The sequence below is a fragment of the Muribaculum sp. genome, assembly GCF_029051885.1.
In the GTDB taxonomy this organism is placed as follows: Bacteria; Bacteroidota; Bacteroidia; order Bacteroidales; family Muribaculaceae; genus Muribaculum.
In genome coordinates this window covers 1-6771 of the sequence record NZ_JAIDKI010000243.1, presented here as the reverse complement: position 1 = coordinate 6771, position 6771 = coordinate 1, and the positions used below count along the sequence as shown (strand labels likewise).

The following is a 6771-nucleotide window of genomic DNA, read 5'->3' as shown; positions in this document are numbered from 1 at the left end:
GAACAATATCAGTGTCCATGCAAAAAGCACGGCATAGACACTCCAGAAGACCCAACGCAGACCGGTCTCGAACTTAGTGTGACTGAATCCGAAAAGTTCATCGTAGGGCACAATAGCAACAATTATGGGACACGACACGACAAAGAAAAGCTCGTCGAGGAAGAGGGTTGTCATCATCAGTGTCGTAGCGCGGCCGAGAGCTATGCCTTCATGATGGAGAAATATCATTCCCAACGATGAGCCTCCAACTGCGGATGGTGTGACCGCCGAAGTAAACTCACACATGAAATTGACCTTGATGGCCTGCCACCATGTGAGCTCCCGGTCGGTAAGAGAACGGAATCTCCATGTAAGCCCAAAGTCGCGTCCGGCCATACAGAGCCACGCCAGTATGATACACAATATTACATGAGAATCAAAATGGATTGAGTCCCACACTTTGATGCTGAACTCTCTATGGAAAAGCCATACCACCACAGCAAGGCCTATGACAACCGGTATCAGCACCTTCCACATGCTAATATGCGGCGACCGTGATGTACCGGTCGTCGAATCGGGATACTTCGTATTATTTTTTCCGTCGGACATGGCGTTCAATAATCTCGTTGTAGTGTAGGATAACCTCTTCCATCACATCACGCCATGAACGCGTGAGTGTAGACGAGGCTCCACGTGCAGCAATATCGATACGTTCGGGAGTATTGTATAGTTCACGAACCAATGCGGCATAACTCTCCGGAGTGCGGTCGGCAAGAAAGCCGTTTTTCCCGTCGACGATAACCTCGGCAGCAGTAGCCCCGTGGAGCAATATCGATGGTGTACCCATCATCGCAGCCTCTCTTACCACAAGGGGGGCATTGTCATAAAATGACGGGAACAGGAAAAGACTTGCAGCGGCATAGTATTGTTTCAGAATATTACGGTCGCGTATGACTCCGTGGAGTGTAACCCGGTCTTCAATTCCAAGAGCGCTAATCAGCGATTTCATATCGTCGACAGCATATCCGGTACCGATAAATGCCATACGTACAGGCAAATCCTTCAGCATAGATACTGCCCTGATAATTACCTCCACCCCTTTCTCCAGGATATGCTGACCTACAAACAGCAAAAGCATCTCAGACCCGGCAATGCCAAGCCGACGCCGAGATTCGGCCTTGAAGTCGAGTATCCGGTCGAAATTCTCCATCGTGAGGTCTATGCCATTTTCGACTACAGTGAGTCGGCCCTTGTAGCCGTATTCCCTCACGGTATCCTCGACCTGGGCCTGGGGTATCCACACCTCATCGGCGGCATTGAAAAAATCAAGCACACGCTTCATTATCCGTTTTACCATCCATGGTGGAAGGGAGTGCTCCAGATCGGTACGATATTTGGAGTGGAATGTTGCCACAAGCGGCACATCATGATACCGCGATGCATATAAGGCCAGACGCCCTGAAGAAAAAGGACAGTGGCTGTGGACAAGAGCAAATGGTGTGCGCCGCAACTTTCTCCATATAAAGGGGTCGGCTTTCGGATAGCCATAACGGTAAGGCGCCCTTGACGGTATCGGAAGAGAAAAGAAACGATAAAGATCGAAACCGTCATGAGGAGGCATGACCGGATTCCATGGCGTCACGACACAGGATTTGTAGCCCATTGCCGTGAGCCAGTGCACATAATTCTCGACAGTAAGCGTTACCCCGTCGAGCACCGGAGGAAAACTGTCATTAAACAGTCCTATCACCTTATCGTTGTTATCCACTCTATTGCTCAAATAGTCTTAACATTTATCAGTATAACATCGGAATTGCCTGCAAAGTTACACATTTGTTTAATTTCTCAATCAGACTGCACCGGGGCAATCCGGACATCAGCAGCCATGAATCAAACCGTGATACCAAAAAGATTTATGGCATTTTCAGTAGTACGTCGGCATACCTCATCATAATCCAACCCGAGAGCATCAGCTACCGTACGGGCAACCAGAGCGACATATGCCGACTCATTGCGATGGCCGCGATGTGGCACAGGAGCGAGATATGGCGAGTCGGTTTCCAATAGAAGCCTGTCGATACCTATATATGACAGCACATCCCGCAGCCGACTGTTCTTAAATGTAACGATACCGTTGATTCCGAAGTAGAAGTCTCCGACATTACGTATCCTGTCGACATCATCAACTGAGCCGCCGAAACTATGGAAAACGCCTTGCGGAGGGGTGTCAAGCCCCGACAGCACTTCAAGAGTGTCATCAAGACCTTCACGACAATGAATGATTACAGGGAGGCCTTTTTCAACCGCCCAACGACACTGTGTGGCAAAAACCTCGCGCTGCTCAGACCGGTATGTAACGTCCCAGTAAAGATCTATTCCGATTTCCCCCACCGCACACAGTCCGGCCGGAGGATTATCAATAATGCCGCGCATGCTGTCGAGCACACTCTCAAAGGTGCCATCGACCTCGGTAGGATGCAGCCCGACAGCTACTGACGTGAGTCCGGGATAACGCTCATGGAGAGCGAGCATCGGAGCAAGCGTCAGCATATCGACGTTGGGGAATATCATGTGCCCTACCCCCGCATCGACCGCACGGTTGACAGTCTCGTCGGCATCCTGAAATTCCTCCGGGAGATAGATATGTGTGTGAGTGTCTACAAGCATTATTTTGAACGTGCACGCGATTTTCGCGCAATATCTATAAAGAATTCCTTTGCATCAGCAGGCAATCCTGTGGCAAGCACCGATTGTTCCGCCATGTCGCTGTAATAGTCGATTGCCTCACGACACAGGCGGTCAATACCATGCTCGACATACAGCTGACGTATGCGCTCTATCTTATGGTCAGACCGCACACCAAACATCGACGAGATTTCCGAAACAACGGCATTGTCACCGCAACGGAGCGCGGATATAAGCAGATAAGTTTTCTTATCATTCAGGATATCACCACCTATCGCTTTACCGAAAACTGCCGGATTGCCGAATGTATCGAGATAGTCGTCCTGCAACTGAAACGCGAGTCCAAGCATAGTGCCATACTCATAAAGGCTGTCGGCTGTGGCCGCATCGGCTCCGGCTACAATCGCACCGAGTTTGCATGCGGCTCCGAGCAATACCGATGTCTTGAGGCGTATCATATTGAGATATTCGTCGATAGTGACATCAACACGGTGCTCGAAATCCATGTCGTATTGCTGCCCTTCGTATACCTCCATCGCGGTGGTATTGAACAATTCCATGACCGGACGCAATATCTTGTCGTCAGTGACTTTCATGACAAGCTGCCCGGCCATCGTGAGCATAGCATCTCCCGAGAGTATTGCGGTACTGTCATCCCACTTGACATGAACCGTGGGTCGGCCGCGGCGTACATCGGCACGGTCCATCACATCATCATGCAGAAGAGTGAAATTATGGTACATCTCGATGCCAAGCGCCTGGTTTACTGCACTATCTACACTTCCGCCGCATGCCTCACAGGCGGCCAGCAAAAGCATCGGACGAAGACGCTTGCCGCCGGATGCGAGCGTATAGGCTATAGGGGCATATAAGCCTGACGGCTCTGCCGGATATTTTATATCATTGACTGCCTGATTGATATAGTCGGCATACCATTCCTTTGTATTCATATCGTATATTTTTTTATATCGATTAAATTACCTTATGTCGGCCACAGAGCCTGATTCGTTAATAATAATACCATCCTCCTCAAGGTCATCATCCCGATTTTCTTTGGATGATATATCCCGGGGCTGATTACAACGATCCGCAGTGGATGGGATATTCGCTCCGGATGAAACGGGGGTATCAGATACTGTTATCTCAGAGCGTTCTCTTAGTGCAGCGGTGGTTTCCGGCCCCAAGATGATGTTTGCCAGACTGTCGCTACGGTGGGCCAGAGTCACCTCAAACGCCTCAATGTAAGCATCGGCCAGCGCGCTGCGTCCCTCACTACGGTATTCATGTTCATTTGCACGCACCTTCAAAAGAAAACTCTCCATCTGCATCTGCGACATTGAAGAGGCGCGTTCTACAAAGGCTTGTGCATCGTTGGCTCCTCGCTGGCTCACAATTTTGAAATCGTGGGACGAAGAACATCCACATGCAGCCATTACGGCCGCAAACAGCAGGGATGCTACTACATTATATATACGGTGACGGCCAATAAACGGCATACAAGAATTCATAACAGACACATTGCAATTTTTGCACAAGCAAGAGCGTCGGCCTGTGCATTATGATGATTGTCAAAAGAAATACCCAGATAATTGGCTACGCACGGCAGCGAATAGCTGCCTCCGATGTCGGCTCGGCGTATCGACCGACGAGCCGCCGATAAGGTGCAAAAAAATGGGTTGTCGGGCCATGTCATTGAATAAATCCGATGACATGCCCTGATGCATTTCTCATCGAAACTCTTATTGTGGGCCACAAACGGTATAGTTTCCATATCGACTCCATATCGGGCAAAGGTGTCCGTCATGCGCTCCCAGACAAGTGAAAATCCGCTACAGTTGTCCGTATCCTTAGGATAGATACCATGGATACTTGTGGAAAAATACCGGATGTACCAATTGGGCTCAGGGCGCACAAGTTCATAGAAGGTGCTTTTGATAACGCCATCCATGACAAGCACGGCACCTATGGCACAGATGCTTGTCGGCTGATTGTTTGCCGTCTCTACATCTATGGCGATGAAATTATCCATTCGGCTTAAGCTGATTTACACGATCTCTCACTTGTTCCATCAGCCACCGGGGAGTAGATGTGGCTCCGCATATGCCGATGCTTTCAACCTCCGAAATCCATTCGGATTGTATTTCATCGGGATTGGAAATGAAATATGTAAGAGGATTTACATCATGACATTCGCCATAAAGGAATCGCCCGTTGCTGGATTTGCGTCCGCTGACAAACAGAATCACCTCATGCTCGGCAGCAAAGGCCCTGAGCTGAGGCACACGGTTGGCAACCTGGCGGCATATCGTGTCGACGTATTCAAAGCGCGCATCTGGAGATTTCCGCCTCTCTATCTCACGAATCATTTCGTGAAAGCCATGTACTGATTTGGTGGTCTGGCTATATAATATTATGTCACGGTTGAAGTCGAGTCTGTCAAGTCCGGCCACATCTTCGACCACGACAGCCTCGCCGTCGGTCTGTCCGACCAGCCCGTTGACCTCGGCATGCCCACGCTTGCCGTATATTACAATCTGCTGGCCGGGAGAACGTCGGTCATAACTTTCACGTATACGCTTCTGCAGGTGCAATACAACGGGACAAGTAGCATCGATAATATCAATCTCATTGGCTTTTGCCGTAGCATAGGTCGACGGAGGTTCTCCGTGAGCACGCAAAAGCACCTTGACTCCATGCAACGAATGAAGGTCATCATGTGTGATTGTGACAAGTCCTCTGCTGCACAGACGTTCTACCTCGTCGCTGTTATGCACGATATCGCCCAGACAATAAAGTCGGTTGGATGAGTCGAGCTCCTGCTCGGCCTTGCGTATGGCCGTAACCACTCCGTTGCAGAATCCGGATGCCTGATCAATCTCGACCCTCATCGTTTTGCAGCCAAAGTACGGTGGTAGAGTTCGATGAGCCACTCATTCTGCTCGGCGATAGTCATATCACTGTTGTCGAGACTCACTGCATCTGAAGCCTTCGTCAACGGACTCTCGGCGCGCGTTGTGTCAATATGGTCGCGTTGCTTTACATTGGCCAGCACATCCTCGTATGTAGCCGCCATACCCTTTTGCTGAAGTTCAAGGAAACGGCGGCGAGCACGCGTCTCAGCCGATGCATCGACAAAAACCTTCATCTCCGCATCAGGGAAAACGGTAGTGCCGATATCGCGGCCATCCATAACAATACCTCTTTCGCGGCCAAACTGCTGCTGGAGTGCGACAAGATGATGACGCACTGCGGGAATAACCGCTACCTGGGAGACATTGTCGGACACATTTAGCGAGCGTATCTCACTCTCCACATCCTCTCCACATAACAGCGTGTGCTGCCCCTCACCGGGAATCGGCCGAAAATCTATGGTTATATCGGGCAAAGCTGCGATAAGAGCAGCCTCATCTACCGCGCCATTATTAACGATTCCTCGACGCAGCCCCCATAGAGTGACTGCACGATACATGGCTCCGGAATCGACATAGCGATAACCAATCGACGATGCCAACGCACGCGCCATTGAGCTCTTGCCGGAAGATGAATAGCCATCGATGGCGATTATAATCTTATTGTCAGATGATGACATATGTATTTCTTATAGCTTAATTAATTCAGAATGATTTAAAATCAATCCGGGTAATTCAAAATTTCTTCACAAAAATAGCGAGAATTCACGAGATAAATGCACAATTCCATAAAATATTCTGATTCTGAACCAGCGGTAGCATCATGATAGACACGAGTGCTTTCATACTCAGATACCCATCACGCAGACAAGCTCATAATATCCATCTAATTTTAGGTCCTAAGAAACGGACGCGCACCCTATCGCACAATGCATTAATACACAATATATTATTCACCCAGCTCAAGTCCAAGCAAAATAAAAAAGCATCATCGCAATATGTTTTTTCGTTTTTTAGCCGAATAATTTTTGGTTTATTAAAGAATTATATTTAACTTTGCATCCGCAAACGGGAATAAACACCGATTGTCCGAGGCAACAGCCTTGAAAAAACATAAATACATGCCCAGGTGGCGGAATGGTAGACGCGCTCGTTTCAGGTGCGAGTGCTGCGAGGCGTGCAGGTTCGAGTCCTGTTC

Annotated in this window: 8 protein-coding genes; all 8 read right to left on the bottom strand. The window is 49.2% G+C overall.

Features of this window, described 5'->3' with window-relative positions:
* Positions 1 to 588: lysylphosphatidylglycerol synthase transmembrane domain-containing protein (locus K2I50_RS10025; RefSeq protein WP_301026199.1), on the bottom strand; the 588-nt coding region annotated here is incomplete at its 3' end.
* A complete protein-coding gene (locus K2I50_RS10020; protein ID WP_301026197.1) occupies positions 569 to 1747 on the bottom strand; it encodes a glycosyltransferase in 1179 nt (392 codons plus the stop codon). The genes K2I50_RS10020 and K2I50_RS10025, both read right to left, overlap by 20 nt.
* A gap of 122 nt (positions 1748 to 1869) precedes the next feature.
* Positions 1870 to 2646, bottom strand: a complete 777-nt coding sequence (locus K2I50_RS10015) for a TatD family hydrolase (protein ID WP_301026195.1) — start codon at positions 2644 to 2646, stop codon at positions 1870 to 1872.
* Positions 2646 to 3614, bottom strand: coding sequence for a polyprenyl synthetase family protein (locus K2I50_RS10010; RefSeq protein WP_301026193.1), 969 nt, complete (start codon positions 3612 to 3614; stop codon positions 2646 to 2648). Before K2I50_RS10010 ends, K2I50_RS10015 begins: the two co-directional genes overlap by 1 nt.
* 27 nt (positions 3615 to 3641) lie before the next feature.
* On the bottom strand, positions 3642 to 4172 hold the full coding sequence (locus tag K2I50_RS10005) for a hypothetical protein (RefSeq protein ID WP_301026191.1): 531 nt from the start codon (positions 4170 to 4172) through the stop codon (positions 3642 to 3644).
* Positions 4169 to 4693, bottom strand: coding sequence for an exonuclease domain-containing protein (locus K2I50_RS10000; RefSeq protein WP_301026189.1), 525 nt, complete (start codon positions 4691 to 4693; stop codon positions 4169 to 4171). Before K2I50_RS10000 ends, K2I50_RS10005 begins: the two co-directional genes overlap by 4 nt.
* Entirely contained in the window at positions 4686 to 5552 is an 867-nt protein-coding gene (locus K2I50_RS09995) for a 4-hydroxy-3-methylbut-2-enyl diphosphate reductase (protein WP_301026187.1), read from the bottom strand. Before K2I50_RS09995 ends, K2I50_RS10000 begins: the two co-directional genes overlap by 8 nt.
* Complete coding sequence (cmk, locus tag K2I50_RS09990) at positions 5549 to 6253, bottom strand: (d)CMP kinase (protein ID WP_301026186.1); 705 nt, start codon at positions 6251 to 6253, stop codon at positions 5549 to 5551. The genes K2I50_RS09995 and cmk overlap by 4 nt, the downstream gene beginning before the upstream one ends.
* Between the last annotated feature and the right edge of the window lie 518 nt (positions 6254 to 6771).